At 33.5% G+C, this 20,421-nt stretch carries 18 protein-coding genes and 1 pseudogene; 13 read left to right on the top strand and 6 right to left on the bottom strand.

Going from position 1 to position 20,421, the window contains the following annotated elements:
* Positions 1 to 2 precede the first annotated feature (2 nt).
* The 4 genes and pseudogenes from modB to MMARC5_RS07395 all read left to right on the top strand — a co-directional run bounded on the left by modB (position 3) and on the right by MMARC5_RS07395 (position 3,810).
* Positions 3 to 668: a molybdate ABC transporter permease subunit gene (gene modB / locus MMARC5_RS07380; protein ID WP_011869202.1), complete on the top strand. Its 666-nt coding sequence runs from the start codon at positions 3 to 5 to the stop codon at positions 666 to 668.
* Between the two features lie 9 nt (positions 669 to 677).
* Entirely contained in the window at positions 678 to 1,820 is a 1,143-nt protein-coding gene (locus MMARC5_RS07385; RefSeq protein ID WP_011869203.1) for an ABC transporter ATP-binding protein, read from the top strand.
* 53 nt (positions 1,821 to 1,873) lie between these two features.
* A pseudogene (locus MMARC5_RS09950) lies at positions 1,874 to 3,102 on the top strand (aldo/keto reductase).
* 39 nt (positions 3,103 to 3,141) lie between these two features.
* Positions 3,142 to 3,810, top strand: coding sequence for a DUF434 domain-containing protein (locus MMARC5_RS07395; protein WP_011869204.1), 669 nt, complete (start codon positions 3,142 to 3,144; stop codon positions 3,808 to 3,810).
* Here the strand turns inward: MMARC5_RS07395 and glyS are convergent.
* From glyS to MMARC5_RS07410, 3 genes are read right to left on the bottom strand one after another with little or no spacing between them, the layout of a single operon-like run.
* Positions 3,807 to 5,534, bottom strand: coding sequence for a glycine--tRNA ligase (glyS, locus tag MMARC5_RS07400; protein ID WP_011869205.1), 1,728 nt, complete (start codon positions 5,532 to 5,534; stop codon positions 3,807 to 3,809). The two genes, MMARC5_RS07395 and glyS, sit on opposite strands and share 4 nt — an antisense overlap.
* A gap of 11 nt (positions 5,535 to 5,545) precedes the next feature.
* The gene (locus MMARC5_RS07405; protein WP_011869206.1) at positions 5,546 to 6,427 is read right to left on the bottom strand and encodes a triphosphoribosyl-dephospho-CoA synthase; all 882 of its coding nucleotides are present in this window, start codon (positions 6,425 to 6,427) and stop codon (positions 5,546 to 5,548) included.
* 11 nt (positions 6,428 to 6,438) lie between these two features.
* Entirely contained in the window at positions 6,439 to 6,993 is a 555-nt protein-coding gene (locus MMARC5_RS07410) for an XTP/dITP diphosphatase (RefSeq protein ID WP_011869207.1), read from the bottom strand.
* 112 nt (positions 6,994 to 7,105) lie between these two features.
* Here MMARC5_RS07410 and MMARC5_RS07415 point away from each other — a divergent pair, with 112 nt between their 5' ends.
* The 8 genes from MMARC5_RS07415 to hemL all read left to right on the top strand — a co-directional run bounded on the left by MMARC5_RS07415 (position 7,106) and on the right by hemL (position 14,876).
* Positions 7,106 to 7,516, top strand: coding sequence for a winged helix-turn-helix domain-containing protein (locus MMARC5_RS07415; RefSeq protein WP_011869208.1), 411 nt, complete (start codon positions 7,106 to 7,108; stop codon positions 7,514 to 7,516).
* Positions 7,517 to 7,663: 147 nt separating this feature from the next.
* Entirely contained in the window at positions 7,664 to 8,401 is a 738-nt protein-coding gene (locus tag MMARC5_RS07420; protein WP_011869209.1) for a hypothetical protein, read from the top strand.
* Positions 8,402 to 8,769: 368 nt separating this feature from the next.
* Positions 8,770 to 9,693: a manganese-dependent inorganic pyrophosphatase gene (locus MMARC5_RS07425; RefSeq protein WP_011869210.1), complete on the top strand. Its 924-nt coding sequence runs from the start codon at positions 8,770 to 8,772 to the stop codon at positions 9,691 to 9,693.
* Between the two features lie 146 nt (positions 9,694 to 9,839).
* A complete protein-coding gene (locus MMARC5_RS07430; protein WP_011869211.1) occupies positions 9,840 to 11,309 on the top strand; it encodes a sodium:solute symporter family protein in 1,470 nt (489 codons plus the stop codon).
* Between the two features lie 191 nt (positions 11,310 to 11,500).
* Positions 11,501 to 12,979 carry a sodium/proline symporter PutP gene (putP, locus tag MMARC5_RS07435; RefSeq protein ID WP_011869212.1) on the top strand — a complete coding sequence of 493 codons (1,479 nt, stop codon included), beginning with the start codon at positions 11,501 to 11,503 and terminating at the stop codon, positions 12,977 to 12,979.
* A gap of 79 nt (positions 12,980 to 13,058) precedes the next feature.
* Entirely contained in the window at positions 13,059 to 13,298 is a 240-nt protein-coding gene (locus tag MMARC5_RS07440; protein ID WP_011869213.1) for a hypothetical protein, read from the top strand.
* Between the two features lie 9 nt (positions 13,299 to 13,307).
* On the top strand, positions 13,308 to 13,583 hold the full coding sequence (locus MMARC5_RS07445) for an EMC6-like membrane protein (RefSeq protein ID WP_011869214.1): 276 nt from the start codon (positions 13,308 to 13,310) through the stop codon (positions 13,581 to 13,583).
* A gap of 9 nt (positions 13,584 to 13,592) precedes the next feature.
* Positions 13,593 to 14,876 carry a glutamate-1-semialdehyde 2,1-aminomutase gene (hemL, locus tag MMARC5_RS07450; RefSeq protein WP_011869215.1) on the top strand — a complete coding sequence of 428 codons (1,284 nt, stop codon included), beginning with the start codon at positions 13,593 to 13,595 and terminating at the stop codon, positions 14,874 to 14,876.
* A gap of 42 nt (positions 14,877 to 14,918) precedes the next feature.
* Here hemL and MMARC5_RS07455 read toward each other — a convergent pair whose 3' ends face one another.
* The 3 genes from MMARC5_RS07455 to nrdD all read right to left on the bottom strand — a co-directional run bounded on the left by MMARC5_RS07455 (position 14,919) and on the right by nrdD (position 19,057).
* Positions 14,919 to 15,923, bottom strand: coding sequence for an iron-containing alcohol dehydrogenase (locus MMARC5_RS07455; RefSeq protein WP_011869216.1), 1,005 nt, complete (start codon positions 15,921 to 15,923; stop codon positions 14,919 to 14,921).
* A 7-nt stretch (positions 15,924 to 15,930) separates the two neighbouring features.
* Positions 15,931 to 16,632, bottom strand: coding sequence for a 7-cyano-7-deazaguanine synthase QueC (gene queC / locus MMARC5_RS07460; protein ID WP_011869217.1), 702 nt, complete (start codon positions 16,630 to 16,632; stop codon positions 15,931 to 15,933).
* 112 nt (positions 16,633 to 16,744) lie between these two features.
* Positions 16,745 to 19,057, bottom strand: coding sequence for an anaerobic ribonucleoside-triphosphate reductase (gene nrdD, locus MMARC5_RS07465; protein WP_048058518.1), 2,313 nt, complete (start codon positions 19,055 to 19,057; stop codon positions 16,745 to 16,747).
* Between the two features lie 232 nt (positions 19,058 to 19,289).
* Here nrdD and MMARC5_RS07470 point away from each other — a divergent pair, with 232 nt between their 5' ends.
* A complete protein-coding gene (locus MMARC5_RS07470) occupies positions 19,290 to 20,411 on the top strand; it encodes a tRNA (guanine(10)-N(2))-dimethyltransferase (protein ID WP_011869219.1) in 1,122 nt (373 codons plus the stop codon).
* Positions 20,412 to 20,421: the final 10 nt, after the last annotated feature.

The raw sequence follows: 20,421 nt of genomic DNA on the forward strand, positions 1-20,421 counted from the left end.
TCATGGATTCAGTAATATTTCCTTTATTACTTACATTAAAAATTTCTTTTATATCTACATTTTTTGTAGTTGTTTTTGGAGTTATTATCTCGTATATTCTGGCTAGAAAGAAGTTTCACGGGCGAGATATTCTGGAGAATATAATAACACTTCCAATGGTACTTCCACCAACCGTTTTGGGGTATTTGTTAGCATTACAGCTTGGAAAAAACGGATTTATCGGAAGTTTAATATACAAATTTACAGGTTCAGGAATTTTATTTACTTGGCAAGCGGCGGTAATTGCTGCATTTATCGTATCATTTCCACTAATGGTCAAAACAACGACTGCTGCAATATCTTCAGTCGATAGGGAACTTGAATACGTATCATATACTTTAGGAAAAACTGAATTACAGACAATTTATAAAATAACCATTCCTCTATCAAAAAAAGGGATAGTCGCCGGTTCAATCCTAAGTTTTGCACGGGCAGTTGGTGAATTTGGTGCGACACTAATGGTTGCAGGAAATCTTCCTGGAAAAACAAATACAATGTCTTTATCAATTTATCAGGCATTTCAAACCGGAAACTATGAGTTGGCAAATATCTTAGTGATATTGTTAATTATAATGTCATTTATGACGATATTTCTTACTGGCAGATTTGTCGAAAAATGGAAGTTTTAAGTGGTATTTATGATTTTAGCGATAGACATTGAAAAAAACTACTATGAATCGAAAAAATTAAAAAAGAACAAAATTCCTTCGTTTAATTTAAAATCTAAATTTAGCATAGATAGCGGTTCGATAATAGTTTTATTTGGCAGATCAGGTTCTGGAAAAACAAGCACACTGGGCTGTATCGCGGGTCTTTTAGATCCTGATCACGGAAAAATCATTGTAAACAATGAAATTTATTACGATTCCGATAAAAAAATAAATAAGACTCCGCAAGAACGAAATTTGGGGTACGTATTCCAAAATTATGCGTTATTTCCTCACCTAACTGTAAAAGAAAATATTGAATACGGAATTAAACATTTAAGCGAAGAAGAAAAGGAAAAACTAGTATCTGAGCTTTTAGCAATGACTCAAATCGAGGGGCTCGAAAATAGATATCCTGATCAGATTTCTGGTGGCCAACAACAGCGTGTAGCTCTTGCAAGAGCTCTTGCACCAAGTCCTAAAATATTGTTACTTGATGAACCGTTTTCTGCACTTGACATGATATCGAGAATACGACTAAGGGAAAGTTTGAGAACTATTCAAAAAGAATTAAAAATTCCAGTAGTTTTTGTGACGCACAGTTTCGAAGAGGCCTTTGTAATGGCTGAAAAAGTTGTAACATTTCATAATGGAAGAATACAGCAGATCGGAACTCCAGAAGAGATATTTTATAACCCGATAAATGCAAGTGTAGCAGAACTTGTTGGGTACATAAATATTTTTTCAGATGCGGAAATAGATTACAATGAAAATGATCCCAATTTTTCAAAATTGTTGTATTTGGGAATGGAAATGTCGATAAAAAAATTTAATAAATCGATGAACGAAGTTTCCTTTGGAATCAGGCCTGAAAATATAAAATTAATCGATATAAACAGTGAAAAAACAGAAAATGTTTTTGAATGTGTAATAAAAGATGTAGTTAATGAAGGTTCTTCGAGTTTGGTTTATCTTGAAGTAATTCAAAATGGTTTAAAACTCATGTCAAAGACTCAAAATGATAAATTCAAAAAATTAAATTATGATATCGGAGAAAAATGTAAAATTGAACTTTTAAAAGACAAAATAACAATTTTGATGACGGAAAGTGTGAAAAAAATCGATTTAAGCTAAATTCCATAATCTAACTTTTATTTTTAACTTTTTTTAAGTAACGGGGGAAAATTATGCAGTACCGTGAAATTAAGAAAACAGGGGAAAAAATCTCAGCACTTGGATTTGGTGCAATGAGGCTTCCAACAAAAAACGGGATTATCGATAAAGAAAAAGCAAAAAAACAGATATATTATGCGATAAATAATGGTGTAAACTTCATTGATACGGCATTTCCCTACCACGGCGGTGCTAGTGAGTCTTTTTTAGGGGAAATTCTTTCAAACGAATATAGGAATAAAATAAAACTTTCAACAAAACTTCCGCAGTGGTCTGTTAAAAAATATGAAGATATGGAAATGTATCTTGATATCCAGCTTAAGAAGTTAAAAACGGATTTTATCGATTACTATTTTATCCCAGCCTTTCAAAAGACAGCTGGGCAAAAATGAAAGATCTCGGTGTTTTAAGGTTTTTAGATGAAGCTAAAAAGAGCGGAAAAATAAAATACGCATGCTTTTCTTACCATGACAATACTGAAACTTTCAAGGAAATAATTGATTCTTATGATTGGGATGCCTGTTTGATACAGCATAATTACTTAGACGAACAAAATCAGGCAGGAACTGAAGGTTTAAAATATGCGGCATCAAAAGGGCTCGGCGTATTTATCATGGAACCTTTGAGGGGCGGAAATCTTTCAAAAAAAGTACCAAAAGATGCAGAAGAAATTTTTAATAATTACAAAATTAAAAGAACGCCTGCGGATTGGGCACTGCGATGGGTTTTAAATCATCCGGAAGTTACATGTGTTCTTTCTGGAATGAATGAAGAATCCCAAGTAAAAGAAAATTTAAAAGTTGCGAGCGAAACCACTCCAGATTCCATTTCAAACGACGAATTGGGAATTTATAATAAAGTAAAAGAAGTTTATCGAGAATTAATGAAAATAAATTGCACTGGTTGTGGATACTGTATGCCCTGCCCATTTGGAGTAGATATTCCGGCATGCTTTTCAATGTACAACGAAAAAAGTATATTTAACGATAAAAAGACCGGATTTTTATACCTTGCAAGATTAGGCGGGGTTATGGGTGGTGAAGAGTCTCACGCCGGACTTTGTACGGGTTGCGGTAAATGCGTTAAGGCATGTCCGCAGAATCTTGATATTCCTACACTATTAAAAGATGTTTCAAAAGAACTTGGTGGAAAAGGATTTAATTTAAAAATAAAACTTGCTAAAATAGCAATGTCGATGTATTGTTCTTTTAATTCGTTAAAACAGAAAATGTCAAAAAATTAAGTTATTTTTACTTTTTAATTAAACAATAAGGGCGATTTTATGAACCCATTTTTTGAAACTTATAAGGACTTAAAATATCTTTTAAATCGAAATTACCGAAAAAAATCCGCTTTAGATTTTATTACAAACCACTACGGCTTAAATAGTTTTGAAAGAAACTTTTTTGGGCGGTGCGTATTTTCTGACGACCATTTGGAAATTGTAAATAAAAAAAGAACAGATTTAACTGAAATTTCTAAATCAAAATCTATTGCAATCGATGGTTTTAATGTTTTGATAACTTTAGACTCGTTAATCGATGGGGTAGCGATATTTTGCGAAGATGATGTAATTCGTGATTTAAAATATCAAAAAGGATACAAATTAACCGAAAAATCTGAAGAAACAGTTGAAATTATTTTAAAAAGTATGTTGAATTTAAATCTGAATAATTTTGATGTATATTATGATGAACAGACTAGCAAAAGCGGTGAAATTTCAAAAATAACGAGGAATTTAATGGAAAAATATTCAATTTCTGGAGAAGTTATTTTATCAAAAAAAGTTGATTTCGAGCTTAAACAATACGAATTTGTCGCAACATCTGATTTTCATATAATTAAAAATGTAATTGGGTTTTTAGATATTCCAAAAATCGTTTCAAAAAACTATAATTTAGAAGTTAAAAATTTTCTAGAAATTATCAAAAAAGGAAAATTGGATTTTTAATTTAGTTTATCTTTAATGTACGGTACAACTTCGTTTATTGGGATTCTGAACTGTTCTCTTGAATCTCTTTCTCTGATGGTAACCGAACTGTCTGTTAGAGTTTCTCCATCGATAGTTACACAGAAAGGAGTTCCTACCTCGTCCATTCTCATGTATCTTCTACCGATTGCACCACTGTCGTCGTATTCTGCAATTAAACCGTTTTCTCTTAATTTATTTTTCAAATCCATTGCAATTTCAGGCATTCCTTCTTTGTTAACAAGTGGGAAAACACCTACCTTTATCGGAGAAACTGCATTTGAAAAGCCCATTACGGTTCTATCTTCATCTTCTTTGAACGCATGTTCCATAACACAGTAGGTAATCCTGTCGATACCGTATGAAGGCTCGATTACGTGGGGAATTATTTTTTCTCCTTTAACGGTCTTTTTAACTTTTTTAGCAGTTAAATATTCTTTCAATAATTCAAAGTCTCTTTTGCAAGTACTTAAAACATATTTTCCTTCCGTTTCGAGAGCTTCTACCAATTCTTCCATTTTTTTGTCGTCTAATTCTTTTAAAGACTCTTCTAAAACTTTTGAATCGCCCTTAAAGGTTCTACCGACTAATTTGTAGTTTAATTCGATTTCGTAAACTTCGATTTCTTTATCTTCGTCAAGTTCTACAAATACTGATAGATCTTCACTGCTGTTTTTCATGTGGGCCAATAAATCGTAGTTGGTCCTGTCAGCAATACCGACACACTCGATCCAGCCGTATCTATCAGTATATAATTCTGCATCCCAACAATCAGCCGCGTAGTGTGCCATTTCGTTTGGAAGGTGCTGCCTGAATCGTAATTTTGATTCATCTATTCCAATTTCCATCAAGAACTTTTTTGTAACTGCAATGTAGTATGCAATTGCTTCGTGTGCGATTATTCCGTTTTTAACAGCATCAGAAAGACTCATTCTGACAATTTTTTCTTCAGCACTTAGTGATTCGTTTTCTTGATTTTTACCAGAGAGTAATGGTAAAACTATCTCTTTTACGCTTTCAAATTTCTCAAAGTTCTCTTTTTTCCTTGAATCAATGAAAAATTCACCTTCAGCTTGCGTAAATTCTCTTAATCTAATAACGCCCTGTCTTGGTGAAATTTCATTTCTGTATGCTTTTCCAATCTGAACTGCACCAAATGGAAGCTTGTTTCTAAAGAACTGGCTTATTCTTTTAAACTGTATGAAGATACCTTGAGCTGTTTCTGGCCTCATAAATGCAGCTCTTTTTCCTCCCGGGCCAATTGAAGTTGCAAACATCAAATTAAATGTGCTAACTTCTTTAAATTCTCCACCACATTTTGGACACTTGATGTTATTTTTTTCAATCATTTCTTGAAGTTCTTGTAAAGTTTTTCCTTCAGTATCAACGTCTACATTTTCTTCGATGATGTGGTCAGCCCTAAATGATTCAAGACAGCTTTTACATTCTACAAGTGGGTCTGTAAAGTTTTCAACGTGTCCGGATGCTTTTAAAACTTCGTAAGGAGTTACCGTTGGGCTATCTATTTCGTAAAATCCTTCATTTACGATGTAGTGTTTTCTCCACGTATTTATGACGTTATTTTTTAAAATTGCACCGAGTGGCCCGTAGTCGAAAAATCCTGCAATACCGCCGTATATTTCAAAGGAATTCCACAAGAATCCTCTTCTTTTGGTTAAATCAATTATTTTATCGTATTTATCCATAAAATCACCTTTTAATAAAGTATCGTTTTTTCGTTGCTGATTCTATCGAGTAAAAATATTAACAATGAAGATGCGATTAAATCTGCCGTAGTTCCGGGGTTTAACTTATTACCATCTTTTGATAAAAATTTATCGAATTCCAAAACTGATTTCTCATTGAAGTTATTTAAAACTTCTTTAGCTTTTTCTGAAACCATTTTTGCTTCTTCAATACCTTTTTTCCGTGCAATCAACGTGTCCGGATAGTTTGAAAGTAGATTGATAAATGTTTTGGTAACTGCAATATTGATATTGTTGTATTCTTCATAGTATTCATTTATTAAATTATGGCCTTTGTAGGATATCTTAAAATTTTCGGTCCATTCGTTTGAGATGCTGTCCCATGTAGACGAAATTTTAAAAACATCATAAAGAGTAAGATTTTTTTCAATAAGTTCGTCTTTAGCATCCTTACTTTTTAAATCCGGCCCGTTTTCAGGAGCATTAACAAAAGCAAGTGCGATTTCAATTGCATCATACGCATCGATTGCATCTTGAACAGTCGTGTTTTTAATGATTTTTTCTGTTTCTTTTTTCAATGCAGATTCGCTAAATTTATCGAGATTTGATGCGGCAATTGCAATTGGCATGTGAAGCATTATTATTCCAAGGTTTGCATTTGTTGGAGACCATTTTTTGGATTCAATTACTCCTTTTTTAATAAAATTTCCGATATTATTTTTTTCAAGGCAGGCTTCGTATATTACATCTCCAAATGCAATTCCTGAGCTTACAAAGTGGTGGTATTTTATATCGTCGTAGTCTCTATTTTTATGGACGTTTCCAGGTTTAAAGCTTCCAACCTCAAAGCAACAGGCAATCTGGGAAGCTTTCATAATGTCAAATGCTTTCATTTTTTCACTAGTTACAAGTTTGTTTCTAAATAGTTCTTAAGTTCGTAAAATGCTCTTTTTCTGTGGGATATTTCGCTTTTTTCTTCAGTAGTCATTTCTGCAAAAGTTTTAGTTTCTCCTTCTGGAATAAAGATACTATCGTAAGCAAAACCAAATCCACCGTCTTTAATTTCATTTGAAACAGTTCCTTTTACAATTCCAGTAAATAATTTTATATTGTCGCCATCATAGTAGCCGATAACTGTTTTAAAGTACGCGTTTCTGTTACTTTCATTTTCTAACAGTTTTAAAATCCCTTCGTTCCCGAGGCTTTCTTGAACGAACTTTGAATAGGTTCCCGGAAAATCGTTTAATTTTTCGATGAAAAATCCACTGTCTTCAACAATAACTGGCCTATTGAATTTTTCAAAAACTTCTAAAACCCCAAATGCAGAAACTTCTTCAATTCTTCCTTGAACTTCCGCATAAGGAACTTCAATCTGTTCGATTTCACAATCAACGTCTTTTAATATAATTTTTGCTTCGTCAACTTTGTTTTGATTTCCTGTTGCAAAATAAATTTTCATAAAATCACCAGAATGCAAACTGCCTAATTTCAATACTATGTTTAAATCGGGCTTGCACATATTTATAGCCTTACAAAAAATAATTTTATTGTAAACTATCTGGGGGGATATGATGGTCAAACCTGAAACTGGGGACTTAAATAGATTTCAGTTAAACCTTCTTTCAGCATTTGAAGGAAATGTACTGTCATTAGAAGAAATTGAAAAATTGTACATAGAACATAAATTGAAACATTATGGCGAAGATAGAGAATCAGTAAAAGAATTAATATTCGATCTAGAAAAAGGATTTTTTAAATTGAATGACGAAGTTATCAAAGAATACGTTGAAACTTTGTACAATGTATATAACAGCCCATGCAAAGAATCTATTGATAGATATGAAATGATTTTAGAAGATATTGGCTTTAAAAAGGTCGAAAAATATCTAGACGAATTGGAAAAGTCAGCATACATCTCAAAACTAGGGGATGGATACAATATTACTGAAAAAGGTTCAGAAATGCTAAAACATAAAAAATAATATTTTTTATTTTATTAATTTTCAAAACTGTAGTATGTTTCTTTTTTAGATACTTAAACAAATATTTTTAAAATGGGTATATATTCATATATTGAAAATTAACAATTACACTTTTATAAAACTAAAAAATCAATCCAAGCGATATCTATGAAAACAAAACAGCACAAAATATTTTGGGTATCTGCATTAGTTGCTTCGATATTAATGTATGTCGTCCAGTATGCAGTATTCAATGATTATTGGGGAATAATAAATTCGTTTTTTGGAAAAATAGCGTTTGTTCCAATCCAGGTATTCTTAATCACTGTAGTAATTTCTGGAATTTTAAGCGACATGGATAAAAGTGCGAGACTTGAAAAGTTAAACATACTTATCGGCACATTTTTTAGTGAAACCGGAACTAAATCTTTAAAATATTTCTCGAAAATCGATCCCCATATCGAAGAAATCGGAAGTAAATTAAAAGTTACAGATTCATGGTCAGAAGAAGACTTTAAAAATGCGCTAAATTACGCCAAAAATAGAGATTATATCTTAGATGCTTCAAAAGAAGATATTTTGGAAATTTATGAATTTTTATCAAAAAATAAAGAGTTTTTAATGAGACTTTTGGAAAATCCAAATCTAATGGAGCACGAACATTTTACTGACCTACTTAGAGCGGTTTTTCACCTTTTGGAAGAGCTTGAAAGTCGTGAAAATTTGCATGAAAGTTCAAAAAATGACATAATGCATTTAAACGGAGATATGGTTCGTTCATATCAGTTAATAACAATAGAATGGGTAAATTACATGAAATATTTGAAAAACAATTATCCATATCTGTTTTCTCTTGCAATGAGGAGAAATCCATTTGATAAAGCTACTAAAACATCCTTAAAATAGCATTCCGTAATTTTTTAGTTCTATTTTATTTTCATAATTTTTGAAAAAGTGTCCCTCGACATTAACACCAACTTTCATCCTTGGAATATACCATGTCGGTCAGATAACCCTATGTCGAGAGTAAATGTACGAATTTTTGCTGTATTGTGATCACAGTAAGGACCCTACCAACTCTTACAACTCGCCCAAAAATCCGATTAAAGTCTTGTTACTCCAATTTCGAACCCGCTATCACAGCGAGAGTATTCACAAGCTCCATGTAGGTCGGTTAATTGGAGGTAGTTTTAATAAGTACCATTATGTATTTATAGTCTTTCCCGGCTTAGATATTATAAAAATCATTAAATTTTCAATTTTTGGTGATATAAATGATGTACGTTGTAGGCCACAAAAATCCGGATTCAGATAGTATCTGTTCTGCAATAGCACTTGCATATTTCTTAGATGCATTTCCTGCAAGACTTGGAGAATTAAATCCAGAATCACAGTTTATTTTAAAGAGATTTGGATTAATGGAACCAGAATTAATTAAAACAGCAGAAGGAAAAGAATTATTTTTGGTAGATCACGCAGAAAAGTCCCAAAACCTCGATGATTTTGACAACGGAAAATTAATTGGGATTATCGACCACCACAAAATCGGTATTTCAACAACTGAGCCAATTATCTACCTTTCAAAACCAGTTGGATCAACTGCAACCGTTATTTCTGAGCTTTATTTCAGAGGAATACTCGATATTATCGGTGCAAAAAACAAGGAATTAAAAGCAGACATTGCAGGGATTTTACTTTCAGCAATCCTTTCAGATACATTACTCTTTAAATCGCCTACAGCAACACCCCTCGATAAGGAACTCGCGGAAAAATTAGCAAAAATTGCAGGAATTTCTGATATTGCTGCATACGGAATGGAAATGCTAACTGCAAAATCAACTGTTGGTAAAATGACTCCCGAAGAAATTTTAAATATTGATTACAAGGAATTTAATATGAATAATAAAAAGGTTGGTATTGGTCAAGCTGAAGTAATCGATATATCCGAAGTTGCATCCAAAAAAGAGGCAATTCAAAATTTAATGAACGAAAAAGTTGAAAAAGAAGGATATGACATGATAATATTCCTTGTAACTGACATTATGAAAGAAGGAAGTGAAATTTTAGTTGCAGGAAACAAGTCGTCTTTCGAAACCGCATTTGAACTTAAATTGGATGGAAAAAGTATATTTATTGACGGAATGATGTCAAGAAAGAAACAAGTAGTTCCTCCACTTGAAAAATACTATTCAAATTAATTATTTTAAATATTTAAATGTTTTACCTATTTTTACTCTTTTTTCAAAAATTAGATAAATTTAAATAAAAATGCCATAAAATATGAATGGATATTGTTGAATTTTAACGATTTTTTCAAATGTTATCAAAGTTTTAGAGGTTAACCATGTGGCACTATTTGTTTTTGGCGATTTATGTTACTATGATTATAGGAATAGCAACGGTAACGAAAAAAAGGATAAAAGGAGTTTCTGACTTTTTACTGGGGGGGAGAAACGTAAACCCTTGGATGTCTGCATTTTCATACGGTACAGCTTACTTTTCAGCGGTTATTTTTATCGGTTTTGCTGGAAAAATGGGTTGGAGTTTTGGAATCCCAACAATGTGGATAGTTGTTGGAAACACGATTATTGGAAGTTTTTTAGCATGGCAGGTTCTTGGTAAAAAAACAAGAGAAATGACACAAAGACTAGGCGCTTCAACAATGCCGAGTTTTTTGGAAAAAAGGTATAAAAGCAAGAATTTGGAATCATTAACTGCGTTCATCATATTTTTCTTCTTAGTTCCATATTCTGCATCTATTTATAAAGGTTTAAATTTCCTGTTTGAAGGATTCGGGATATCTCCAATGAATGCATATATTTTAATGGCAGCATTAACTGCGATATACCTGTATTTTGGAGGATTTATTGCAGCAACACTCGCAGACTTTGTCCAGGGCTGTATCATGGTAATCGGGGTACTTTTAATGGTATTCTTTTTAAGTAGCAACCCTGAAGTTGGAGGATTTTCCGGAATGCTATCGAATTTAAGTTCAATAGATCCAATTTTAGTATCTCCAATAAGTGAAGCGAGCTTTATTCCAATAATTGGACTTGCTTTGCTCACAAGTATTGGTAGCTGGGGTCTTCCGCAGATGATACACAAGTTTTACACGATAAAAAGTGAAAAAGCAGCAGTTTCTGCAAAATGGGTTTCAACAGCATTTGCATTTATCATTACTTTTGGTGCAGCATATATTGGAACCGTAAGTAGACTTTTCTATCCTGACGCCGCTTCAAAAGTTGCAGCGGGCTTAACAAGCCCTGATATGATAGTTCCAAAAATAATGGAAATTGCGCTTCCTGACTGGGTTGCAGCATTAATTCTCGTACTCGTAATTTCAGCTTCAATGTCTACCTTAGCATCATTAGTACTTGCTTCAAGTTCTGTTGTTTCAATAGACTTTGTAAAAGGAAGATTAAAACCTGATTTATCCGATAAAAACACGATGATATTGATGAGATTATTATGCGTTTTATTCGTTGCACTGTCATTCGTACTTGCAATAGTTCCAAACAGCTATGTTCTCTCATTAATGGCTCTTTCATGGGGTTTAGTATCAGGATGTCTTTTGGCCCCGTACTTTTTGGGATTATACTGGAAGAGAACTACAAAAGAAGGAGTATGGGCAGGAATCACATCTGCACTGGCAATCATGCTTGGTGGAGCATGCTACTTTGGAGTAAACAGCGTTTACATGCCTGCAGTTGGTTCTTTAGCAATGATTGCACCGATATTCGTTGTAATGGCAGTAAGTCTTATCACGAAACCATTCGAAAGCGAACATATCGATTACATATTCAATAAAAAATAACTTTTACATATTTTTAATCAATTTTGTAATTTTCAGAGTTTTTTGAGTGTTTTTCTTAATTTTTTAATCATTTTTAGTCGTCAACTAAAAAAACGTTTCAAAATTTGTATATACCATAATCGAGATATTTGGGTAAGTATTACCAAATAGGATTTCGCATTGCGGTGTGATTTTCCAATGGAGTTGAAGTTATGGTATCTGAAAATTTGAGTATCGTTTTGATCTTCATGCTCTATTTGCTCGTGGTAATGGGCGTGGGTATGTATTTCTACAGGCGAAACGAAACTATAAGCGATTATGTGCTTGGTGGTAGAAAATTAAATAGCTGGGTTGCGGCATTAAGTGCGCAAGCTTCAGACATGAGCGGTTGGCTTTTAATGGGTCTTCCGGGAGTTGCATATCTTTCTGGAATGAGTGAAATATGGATAGGAGTTGGTCTTGCAATAGGAACTTACCTAAACTGGAAGTTCGTTGCAGAAAGGCTTAGAAGATACACAGAAATTGCAAAAGATTCTATTACAATACCTGTTTACTTGGAAAACAGGTTTAGGGATCAGTCTAAAATGTTAAGAATTGTTTCAGCGTTTTTTATTATGCTATTTTTCTTATTGTACACGTCTTCAGGATTAGTTGCGGGCGGAAAATTGTTCAATCTTGTATTTGGAGTAGATTATACTCTCGCAGTTACAATAGGTGCTTTAGTAATTATTGGTTATACATTCCTCGGCGGTTTCCTTGCAGTTAGCTGGACTGACTTTATACAAGGTTCCCTCATGTTTATTGCAATATTCTTAATTCCAATCATGGGTATTGTCCACATGGGCGGAATTGACGCTACAATGAATGCTTGGAATTCAATAAGTCCAGATTACATAAATCCATTTACAAATCTCGATGGAGAAGCTCTTGGTGCAATGGGGCTTGCATCAGCTCTTGCATGGGGTCTTGGATACTTTGGAATGCCACACATCCTTGTAAGGTTTATGGCAATTCAATCAGCTGATAAAGTTCCAAAAGCAAGAAGAATTGCGACTACCTGGGTTGTAATCAGTCTTTTCATGGCAGTTCTTGTTGGAATGATTGGTGCAGTAGCTCTTGGAGCACCGCTTGATGATCCAGAGCATGTATTCATGGCAATGGCACAAGGATTATTCCCAAGTCTTATTGCAGGGGTATTTTTGGCAGGTGTTTTAGCAGCTATCATGAGTACTGCAGATTCACAGCTTTTAGTTACTGCTTCGGCAGTTACTGAAGATATTTATGCATTATTAAATAAAAATGCAAGTCAAAAAGAGCTTTTATGGATAAGCAGGTTTGCAGTAATTGCTGTGGCGGCAATAGCTTACTACTTTGCAATAGTTCCTGGAAGCAGCGTTATGGGGCTTGTTTCATACGCATGGGCAGGATTTGGTGGTGCATTTGGTCCAGTGATATTGCTTTCATTATACTGGAAGAGAATGACTAGAAATGGTGCTCTTGCAGGTTTACTTTCCGGCGGATTTATGGTAATTCTCTGGAAAAACTTGAGCGGTGGAATATTTGATTTATACGAAATCGTTCCAGCATTTTTGCTCGCAACAATAATGATTATAGTTGTAAGTTTAATTGATAAAGAACCTTCATTAGAAATTCAGGAAGAGTTCGACAGAGCAGTTTCCGAAATGAAATAGAAAATCTAAGAAAAAACTAAGAAATAAATATGATAAGTACCAATCATATTTAAAATAATTTTTTTATTTTTGGGGTACTATGCATTATTCAAAGATTAAACCTGTTTTCAAAGAAGAAGAATTATTAATCGACAAAGGGTCGCTAAAAACAAAGCGAAAATTTGCTTTTTTACTCGAGGTTAATGACTCTGTACTTACTAACCGCAATTTTTATGTAAATGATGAAGTAGATGTAATTTTAGATTATACATATACGGATAGCAAAAGACCTAAAGAAAAAATTAAATCTTATGTTTTACTCGATATATCAAAAGAATAGGTGTAATTTATGCAATTAGACGCAAAAGTTTCAATTTTTCACGCAATATTTGGTGCAGCATTCGGGTACCTCACAAACTATGTATATACATTTGGTTTAGGTGCATTTAGCGGCATTGCATCATTTGGATTCATGTTAATCGCATTAATCATTACTGGAAATATCGCTTCAATGATATTTGGAAGAGAAAGTATGAACCAGAAAGAATGGATGGGAAGCGGAGTAGTTCCATTTTTCTTTATATGGTTAGTATTCTGGGTAATAACGTATAACGGAGTATTTTAAGGTGATTTTGTGGAATTAAATCTCAAAATGGATAGATCAAAAGAACTATTTGAAGAATCGAAAAAATACCTTGTTGGGGGAGTAAATAGCCCTGTAAGGTCATTTAAGCCATTTCCATTTTTTGTAAAATCTGCAAAAGACTGTTTCTTGTACGATGAAGACGGAAACGAATTTATTGATTACTGTTTAGCATACGGGCCGATGGTTTTGGGTCATGCAAACGAAAACATATTAAATGCTGTAAAATCCCAAATGGATTTGGGAACTGCTTACGGAGTTCCAAGCGAAAAAGAAATTACGCTTGCAAAAGAAGTAATAAATAGAATCCCTTGCGCAGAAATGGTTAGATTTGTAAATTCTGGAACGGAAGCTACCATGGGCGCAATAAGGCTTGCAAGAGGTGTTACTGGAAGAGATAAAATCATCAAGTTTGAAGGTGCGTTCCACGGTGCTCACGACTACGTGCTTGTAAAAACAGGTAGTGGTGCTTTAACACACGGAGCTCCAAATTCACCAGGAATTCCAGAAGACACTACAAAAAACACGCTTTTAATTCCATTTAACGATGAAGATGCGGTAAGAAAAGTAATCTCTGAAAACAAGGATGAAATCGCATGTATCATCCTTGAACCTGTAATGGGAAATGTTGGTTGTATTTTACCACAGGACGGATATTTACAGTTTTTAAGGGAAATCACTGAAGAAAATGGAATACTTCTAATATTCGATGAAGTTATTACTGGTTTCAGGCTTTCAAAAGGTGGTGCTCAGGAATACTTTGGAATAAAATCAGACCTTGCAACTATCGGTAAAATTCTTGGTGGTGGATTTCCAATTGGTGCAATAACTGGTAAAAAAGAATATATGGAACAGTTTTCACCAAGTGGACAGATTTATCAAGCAGGTACCTTTAACGGAAACCCGGTTTCAGTTACCGCCGGAATTGAAACACTTAAAAATCTTGATGATAAATTTTACAAGGAAACAACTAAAAAAGCAGATATTTTATCCAATTTCTTAAGAGAAACTGCTGAAAAATACAATGTTTCTACAAAAGTTTACAATGTAGCTTCAATATTCCAGATTTACTTCAATGAAAAAGAAGTAGTAACTTACGAAGATGCAAAATCAAGCGATACTGAAAAATTCATGAGATATTTCTACACGCTTTTGGAAAATGGCGTATTTGTAGCTCCTTCCCAATTTGAATGCTGCTTTACATCGATAAAACACAACGATGAAGTTTTAGAAAAAACTATGAATGCAATTGATATTGCAATGAAAAAATTGTAAATTTTATTTTTTTTAATTTTAAAAATAGTAAATAATTAAAAATTAAATGATTTCAGATTTTTCAAGAATTTTTCTCGCTTCTGTTTTTGAGATACCGTTTCTTAAAATTGTGTGCCTGTTTCTAAGTGCATGCGCAGAAGAAAGTGCTTCAATTACAATTTCATCATCAAAACCGAGTTGTTTTGCAGTAATTGGCGCATCAACTGCTTTTAATGACTTTTTAATCATTTCAAACGTTTCAATGTCGAGTTTTTTTTCTTCAAAGTAGATTTGAGCAATTGCAAGAGTTCCAACTCCACACTGTTCCCCGTGTAAAGAATCTGTATCAATATCATATTTTTCTTTCATAATGTCAAGGGCATGTGAAAACAGATGTTCGCTTCCTGATGCAGGCCTTGAAGAGTGAGCAATTGCAATCGAAATTCCGCTTCCAATGAGTGCTTTTACGAGTTTTTTCGGATATTCTTCTAAATTTGAGTTTAAAACATAATCCATAAGTTCAATAGCAATAGTTTTAGAAAAAATACCTGAGCTATCACTGTATTTTTCAGATTTTTCAATTTTTCCAAGTTCCCAGTCCAAAACCGCAGTGATGTTTGACACGATGTCACCCATACCTGCAGAAAGAAGTTTTTTTGGAGATTTTTTTATTATACCAATATCTGCAATTATTGCAATTGGAGCTTCTGTCATGTATGAAGGCTGTGTTAATGAAACGATTGGGGATGCAATCCCGTCATTTGACGCAGTTGTTGGAACACTCAAAAAAGGCTTTTTTGATTTGTGCGCAATCAATTTTCCTATATCTATTGGCCTTCCACCACCTATTCCCATTATGGAATCATAATCGTTTGCATAATTTTTTATATTTTCTAAATCTGAGGTTTCAATCTCGTCGTAGTAAATAAAATCGAAGTCTTTATTGTATTTTTTAGTATTTTTACCCGTAATTACGAGGGGATTTTTTAAGTTAAGATTATCAAGGATTTCCGGTATTCTACTGGATGCTTTTTCCTTAATTATTGTGTATCTTGGAATTACGATCATTTTTTCACTATTCAACGAGATATTTTGTAGGATCAACTATACCTGCTTCTTTAAATGCTCTTTTTCTTCTCATGCAGCTCTCGCAAGTTCCGCAGTGTAAATAATCTTCCCCGTTATCCCTGTAGCATGAATAACTGTATTTTATAACTTCTAAATCAAGTTTTAATTCAAGTTCCTTTCCTAATTTTGCAATTTCAGGTTTATTTAATTCATACAATGGTGCAACCATTTTAACTTTATTTAATGTACCATATTCTAGGCTTTTATTAAATCTTTCAATAAATTCTGGAGTATTATCTGGAAAAGTTACTCCTTCTTCCCTGTTTAATCCAGAAAATATCTTTTCAGCGTCAATTCCTTCTGCAAATCCTGATGCGATCGAAAACATGATCATGTTTCTTGCTGGAACCCATACAGCTTTCATGGTCTTTTCGGATTTTTCAAAATCATCAAGATCTTCTTTTTCAGGTTCGGGGATGTTTCCCGTATTTAATCCACTTTTACTGAATTCTTTTACAAAATTAATATCAATTACGTGGTGATCGGCGTTTAAAATCTCTGATATTTTTTCAGCAGATTTTATTTCTTGATTTAATGCCATCTGCCCGTAATTAAACGTAACTGTCGTAATATCGTAGTTTTCTGATTTTGCAACTAGCGAAGTTACCGCGGAATCGAGTCCTCCACTGAGTACACAGATAGCTTTCATTAAAACACCTTTATTATCTTAGATTAGTCTGGAATATATCTTCAAAAGTATTTAAAATTTTATAAAAACCAACAAAAAAATTTAAAAAAAATAAAAAAAATTTAAAAAAAAGTTAAACTTTTCTTCCAGGAAGGGTGCTTTTTCTATCGATTAATTCTCTTTGCTTTGCTTTATTCCAGTTTGAAACGTTTTGTAAGTATCCGGTAATTCTTGAGAATTTTTCTACGTTTTCACTTCCGCATCCTGTACAGTTATCTTTTAATCCGCTCATTGCAAGACTGCATTTTTCACAGATACTCAAGTTTTTCGTGTATGTCCAGAATCCAATGTCTGTTTTTGTCATTTTTCTGGTTATATCCATTAAAACTTCGGGGTTTGCGTAAGCTTCAGCATTCCAGAAGTGTCCAATATGTCCACCGTTACAGAGTTCGTGGAATTTTTCTTCAATGTTTACCTTTTCACCTAAAGTAACGTCTGCATTTACTTTAACGTGTGACGAGTTAGTGTAATAAATGCTGCTTAAATCGCTTAAATCGCCATTTACTACAGATTTTGTTTCTTCAGGGTAATACTTATGGTCGAATTTTGCAAATCTTCCAGCAGTACTCTCAGCAGGAGTTTGCGTTACTGTCCACCTAAGTCCTGTTTCTTTTTTCAAGTCATCAGCGTATTTTCTGATGTGTGAAATTACTTTTATACCGAAGGCAAGGGCTTCAGGTGACTCGTGAAGTTCACTTCCAACGTGGTACTTTAAGAGTTCGTTTAAACCAACGAATCCGAAAGTTTTCGTTGTGCTATCGTATCGGTAATACTGTTCTCCATCGAACTCCTGTGTTAAGAATGGTAAAACGTTATCATGGTAGAGTCTTCTTTTGGAAATATCATGTTTTATCTCTAAAGCATGTTTTGCGAGACTTAATTTTTCGTCAAGTATCTCAAATAATCTTCCGTCATCACCATCAGCTTCGTAAGCAATTCTTGGAAGGTTCAATGTATACCATTGCATATTTCCAGTTCTGAGCGAACTTTCTTCAATGGAATTACCCCATTCACCGCTCAATCGGGTTCTGCATCCCATTGCATTGGTATTTCCATATTGATAATCTGCAAGCATGTTTATGAAGTAAGGAAGTCCCCATTTAGCGCTTAATTCATGTATTTTTATCATTAAATCTTTATTTTCATCTTTAAATGCATTTTCTCTCAGTTTGAAGATGACGTTGGGGAATAAAAATGGTTTTCCGTATGCATCACCATCCATCAAAACATCTACAAGTGCTTCTGCAATTAATTTAACTTCGTAATCGTATTCTTCGTAAGCTCCAACAACTTTGCCTGCTTTTATCGCATCTTCGCCTTTTAAAAATTCTGGAACTTCTAATTCAAGGTTAATTGAACTGAATACTACTTGACCGCCTCTTGCAGCATATATCTGGTTCATTTCATAGATGAATAACTGCATGAGCTGTCTTACTTCATTATAGTCGAGTCCTCTCATGTATGGTGCAAGCCAGATGTTAAATTCATCTATTGACTGTCCACCGGACATTTCACACTGAGCCGCACTTAAAACCTTTGCAGCATGTTGCAATGCAACGTCAGGGTGTTTTGCAGGTTTTGAAACACTGGTGTGTCTTCCAGTACCGTCTACTTTTAAACCGTGTTTGAAGAAGTTTCTAAGGTCGTGCTGACAGCAAACAGTTCTAACTGCAGCATATTCTAAATCGTGGAGGTGAATATCCCCTTTCATATGGGAATCTGCAATATATTTTGGAAATACGTTTAAGAGTGCAAACTGTTTCATGGTTTCGTCAGCAACCCATTTGTGAATGCTTTCAGGGTTGTGCATGAGGTTTGCATTGTCTTTGGATCCTCTTTCGATTAATTTTACAATATCGTAAACAGGAATTCCGAGTCTTGTGTGTTTGTGCCTGAATTCTTCTAATCCGTGTTCAATAAGTTTTGTATTTACAATTTCACGAATCATTGGAGCAGTTAAATAATTTACAGTTAAATTTTTAACTTCTGATTCTACTTCTACCGCTATTCTTTCAGCAGTCTTTATATCAGCACCAGCTTCCTGAATCAGCGCTTTTACAATCTTTTCTTTATTAAATGGTTCAAATTCTTTTTCTGAAGTTCTGATTTTTAAACAGTTTTCAGACATATATTTTTTGGAGTAACTTTTGCCCGTTTTTTTGTCATATTCTTTTAAAGTTTTGTAGAGAATTGTTTTTAAGTCGTCTGTAGACATTCCATTGTAAACTTTACTATAGATTTCTGATAATATCGCATCTATATTTTCGTAATCTACTCCGGAATTCAAAAGGGATTTTACAAGTTTGTTAACGTTGAATAATTCTTCATTGCCACTTCTTTTGACAACATTTATTTTGAAATCAGCATATTTCGAATTAGCTATCATTGAACCACCTAAAAAGAGAGTAAGCCAAATAATTAATAAAATGGTTAATATTGCGATACCCAAATACCGCCCAAATCACAATATTAACAGGGTATTTATAACTAGTATTATATTATGTCTTTATCATAGGATTAGTACGATTAGTATATATCATTATCGATACGAATTTCGAGCTTTAATTATATAAATAAGCTCAAAAACGGATATTTATGGAGATTTGCTGGTGAAGTGAATGAAAATAATTAGTGAAGGCGAGACAAAACTGATGGTTCCAGAGGAATCAACACTATCAAAAAAAGATACTGTATTTTACAATCCGGTGATGGAAACTAACCGTAATATTTCTGTTTCAGTTGTACAATCATTTCTGGATAATTTTAAAAGAGATGAATTTTTAATGTGCGATCCTCTTGGCGGCAGCGGTGCAAGAGGGATTAGATACGCAAATGAATTGGAATTTAACGGAGATTTAAAGGTATCAATTGGAGATATCAATCCAAGTGCCGTAAAGATGATAAAAGAAAATTTAAAACTAAATGAACTCGAAAATGTTGAAGTATTTCATGAAGATGCAAATGTACTCCTTTCAAAAAACTTTAAGGTATTTAATGTAGTTGATTTGGATCCTTTTGGTTCTCCAGTTCCGTATTTGGACAGTGGAATCAGGGCAAGTCTTACAAAAGGTGGTCTTTTGTGTATGACTGCAACAGATACTGCTGTTTTGTGTGGCGCATACCGGAAAACTTGTATTCGAAAATACAATGCAATACCTCTAAAGGGCGATAAAGAACTGGCAGTACGGTTAATGATTGGATATGCCGTAAAAATGGCTTCAAAATATGATATTGGATTAAAACCGATATTTTCACATGTAACGGATCACTATGCAAGAACCTTCATGGTTACAGAACGGGGAGCTGGAAAAGCCGATTCTGCAATTGAAAATTTAGGTTACATTAGGCAGGATAGTGAGCAAAAATCGTTTAAAGCATTTGAAGAAGGTTATGAAAAAGGATATGCAGGTTCATTCTATTTAGGTGAAATTTCAGATAAAGATATAGTTCAAAATTCGCTTGAAACTGCAAAAAACAGAAATTATTCAAAAAGAGCAGTAGATATCTTAGAGTTGATTTCAAAAGAATCAGAAATTGAGCAAGTCGGATGTTTTGACATACACGAACTCTGTAGTTTTATAAAAAAACTGGTTCCTCCAGTAAACGATATTATGGATAACTTAAAAGAAAATGGATTTAAAGTTTCAAGAGTTCACTACAATCCTTATGGTCTAAAAACAGACGCAGAACTTTCAGATCTAGTTGTTTTAATATCAGAATATCATTCAAAAAAATATTAATTTTATTTTT

The sequence above is a fragment of the Methanococcus maripaludis C5 genome, from assembly GCF_000016125.1.
GTDB classification, from domain to species: Archaea; AGJL01; Methanococci; order Methanococcales; family Methanococcaceae; genus Methanococcus; species Methanococcus maripaludis_D.